Origin of the sequence: Nocardia farcinica, assembly GCF_029867845.1 — a bacterium.
GTDB classification, from domain to species: domain Bacteria; phylum Actinomycetota; class Actinomycetes; order Mycobacteriales; family Mycobacteriaceae; genus Nocardia; species Nocardia farcinica_A.
This window is the reverse complement of the sequence record NZ_JARWRU010001227.1, coordinates 1-3,099: the sequence shown is the minus strand read 5'-3', so window position 1 is coordinate 3,099 and position 3,099 is coordinate 1. Positions and strand designations below refer to the sequence as shown.

Genomic DNA, 3,099 nt, shown 5'->3' with positions numbered 1-3,099 from the left:
CCCCCCCCCCCCCCCCCCCCCCCCCCCCCCGGGGCCCCCGGCCCCCCCCCCCGGCGGGGGGCCCGATTCCGACCCACGCTGGCTCGGCATCGCCCTGGCGCTGATCGTCGGATTCATGGCCGTCGAGGTGGTCGTCGGCATCCTCGCGCAGTCGCTGGCGCTGATCACCGACGCCGCGCACATGCTCACCGACGCGGCAGCCATCGTGCTGGCGCTGGTGGCCATCCGGCTGGCCCGCCGCCCCGCCGCGGGCAGATACACCTACGGCTACAAGCGCGCGGAGATCCTCTCGGCGCAGGCCAACGGCGTAACCCTGCTGTTGCTGGCGGCCTTCTTCGTCTACGAGGGCATCCACCGGCTGATCGAACCGCCGGACGTGGCCGGGCCGCTGGTGCTGATCACCGCGGTCGCGGGCATCGTGATCAACATCGCCGCGGCCTGGTGCATCAGCCACGCCAATCGCACCAGCCTCAATGTCGAGGGCGCCTTCCAGCACATCCTCAACGACATGTACGCCTTCATCGGCACCGCGGTGGCGGGCGCGGTGGTCTGGCTGGCGGGCTATCCGCGCGCCGACGCCATCGCCGCGCTGATCGTGGCCGCGCTGATGATCAAGGCGGGCTGGTCGCTGGTGCGCGAGTCCGGCCGCATCTTCCTCGAGGCCGCCCCCGCCCATCTCGACCCCGACCACATCGGCGCGCGGATCTGCGCGATCCCGCGGGTGACCGAGGTGCACGACCTGCACGTCTGGACGATCACCTCCGGCGAGCCCTCGCTGTCGGCGCACGTGCTGGTCGACGACGCCGCCGACTGTCACGCGGTGCGCAAGCAGATCGAGACCACGCTGCTGGCCGATTTCGATCTCGCCCACACCACCCTGCAACTCGACCACGCCGCCGACTGCCCCGGCGACCGCCACTGCACCGGACCACACGGCCCGACCCACCGCTCGTGAGCGGCGGGCCGGGCGGTGTCGGGGTTACGTCCCGGGAGTTACGTCCCTGGGGTTACGTCCCGGAGGTGATGTCCCGAGGTGGCGGGTCAGAGGTTGCGGTGCAGGGTGACGTGCACGACCGAGTCCTCCAGCGCGGTCAGCCGGTGCGGGTCGCCGCCGGCGATGTAGACCGTGGAGCCGGGCTCGAGCCGGTGCGCGCCCTGCGCCTCGCCGCCGGTGACCTCGAGGTCGATGCGCCCGCTGACGCAGGAGACCAGGATCGGGCCGGGCGCCTTGTGCTCGTCGAGCACCTGGCCGGCGCGGAAGCTGAAGCCGACCAGGGTCAGGCCGGGGCCGGCCAGCAGCCTGCGGGCGCTGGGGCCGGGGCCGTCGCCGGGCTGGAACTCGTGGGTGCCGTTCGCGGCCGGGGTCTGGGGTGCGGTCTGTTCGGTCATGCCTTCGGCTTCCTCGCGATGATGGAGATGGCGCGCAGTTCGCGCTTGTGCTCGTTGAAGGTGGCGCGCATGGCGAGCACGCGCTCGCGAGCGGCCTTGTCGCGCAGCACGTTCTTGACGATGCGCAGGGCGCCGAGCACGCCCTCGTCGGCGATCACCCGGCGCGGCTGCAGCAGCGCCATCGGCGCGTAACCGACGTGCTCGATCTCGAAGCCGCCCGCGACGAGGATCTCCCGCCATTCCGCGGCGGTGAGCGGACGGGCATTGACCTTGATCGAGCGGGCGAGCGCCTTGCGCAGCTCGGTCTTGGTCGTCTCCGGCAGGTCGTCGGGGGTCAGCGACAGCTCGTGGATGGCGTAGCGGCCGCCGGGACGCAGCACCCGGTGGGCCTCGGCGATGATCTGTGCCTTGTGCGCGTCGGTCTGCATGGTCAGCATGGCCTCGCCGATCACCGCGTCCGCGGACTCCGACTCGAGGCCGGTCTCGGCGGCGTCGCCGCTGCTCACCACACCCGCGCCGCCGACTGCGGCGGCGGTCAGCGCGGCGGCGTCGGGATCGGCTTCCACGCCCCGATAGCTGGCCGGCTTGCGGTCGAGGATGGCGGTGGCGGTCTTGCCGAGGCCGGGGGCGAGCTCGACCACGTCGGCGCCGGTCAGCTTCGCCGCGTCGAGCATGTTCTCGGTCATCTCGGCCCCGCCGGGACGCAGCACCCGCTTGCCGAGGCGGGCGAGCAGCCAGTGTCCGGGCAGGTGCGCGGAGTCGCGCTTGTCGAAGGGTAATGGTGTGGTCATGGTCTGCTTCCTGTCGGTTCGGCCGCCGCGGGGGCGGTTCTACAATCGGGGGGAAAGTTGTCGTCCGGGACGTCCCGGCAGGAGTCGACGCCGGGCGTGTCGGGAGAGGAACACCGATGGCGGCCAACCCCCGGCAGCGGGACAAGGTCCTCGCGCTCGTGCGCGATTCGCTGGAGCCGCTCGACGCCCCGGTCATCGCGCGCACCTTGGGAATTCACATCACCACCGCGCGCTTCCACCTCAATGCCCTGATCGACGCCGGGCTGGTGGAGGGCACCTGGCTGCCCTCGGAGACCGTGGGCAGGCCGCGCAAGGGTTATCTCGCCGTCGGCGCCGACCCGGCGGCGCCGGTGCTGGCCGCCCTGCTCGCCCAGCTCGGCGACACACCGGCGGAGCGGCGCGCGAAAGCCGTTGCGGCCGGGCGCGTGTGGGCCGACAGCCTGTCCGGCATCACCGCCACCGACGACGAGCTGCCCGACCCGGTGACCGTGGTGACCACCACCCTGACCCGGCTGGGTTTCCAGGTGTCGCAGACCCTGTCCAGCTTCGGCGGCCACGAGATCAGCGTGTGCAACTGCCCGCTGCGGCGCATCGCCCGCGATCTGCCCGAGGTGGTGGCCGGTGTGCAGCAGGGCATGATCGAGCGTGCGCTGCAACGGCATTCGCCGACCCTGGCCTCCCAGTACGAGGTGGAGGTGCGCCCGGACGCGTCGGCGGGCGACTGCGGGGTGACGCTGCGGCTGACCAGCCGCTCGCCGCGCACCGCGCCGCTGCCGCGCTGAACGCGCGGGCGCCACAGCCACGCCCGCCGGTTCCGTACCGGTCCGCACCCGTTGCACCTCCTGACCCATCGCACTCCTCACCCGTCGCTCGCTGCCTGTCACCGATCCGCCGTCGGCCCGCCGGTCACGGCGGTCGT

Annotated in this window: 4 protein-coding genes; 2 read left to right on the top strand and 2 right to left on the bottom strand. The window is 72.6% G+C overall.

The features are described from left to right. Nucleotides 1–88 precede the first annotated feature (88 nt). Complete coding sequence (locus tag QH283_RS27180; RefSeq protein WP_324246689.1) at nucleotides 89–955, top strand: cation diffusion facilitator family transporter; 867 nt, start codon at nucleotides 89–91, stop codon at nucleotides 953–955. Nucleotides 956–1,041: 86 nt separating this feature from the next. Here the strand turns inward: QH283_RS27180 and QH283_RS27175 are convergent, their stop codons facing one another. Both QH283_RS27175 and QH283_RS27170 read right to left on the bottom strand, forming a co-directional pair. Further along, nucleotides 1,042–1,389 (bottom strand): cupin domain-containing protein, encoded by a 348-nt coding sequence (locus QH283_RS27175; RefSeq protein WP_280505777.1) that lies wholly within the window; start codon nucleotides 1,387–1,389, stop codon nucleotides 1,042–1,044. Then, nucleotides 1,386–2,180: a class I SAM-dependent methyltransferase gene (locus QH283_RS27170; protein WP_280505776.1), complete on the bottom strand. Its 795-nt coding sequence runs from the start codon at nucleotides 2,178–2,180 to the stop codon at nucleotides 1,386–1,388. Before QH283_RS27170 ends, QH283_RS27175 begins: the two co-directional genes overlap by 4 nt. A 116-nt stretch (nucleotides 2,181–2,296) precedes the next feature. Between QH283_RS27170 and QH283_RS27165 the strand changes: the two genes are divergently transcribed. Next, a complete protein-coding gene (locus QH283_RS27165) occupies nucleotides 2,297–2,962 on the top strand; it encodes a helix-turn-helix domain-containing protein (RefSeq protein WP_280505775.1) in 666 nt (221 codons plus the stop codon). Nucleotides 2,963–3,099: the final 137 nt, after the last annotated feature.

What these genes read in the sequence shown, in the direction of transcription:
- QH283_RS27175 (WP_280505777.1), bottom strand. Translation starts at nt 1,389, where the DNA reads ATGACCGAACAGACCGCACCCCAGACCCCGGCCGCGAACGGCACCCAC.
- QH283_RS27165 (WP_280505775.1), top strand. Translation starts at nt 2,297, where the DNA reads ATGGCGGCCAACCCCCGGCAGCGGGACAAGGTCCTCGCGCTCGTGCGC.
- QH283_RS27170 (WP_280505776.1), bottom strand. Translation starts at nt 2,180, where the DNA reads ATGACCACACCATTACCCTTCGACAAGCGCGACTCCGCGCACCTGCCC.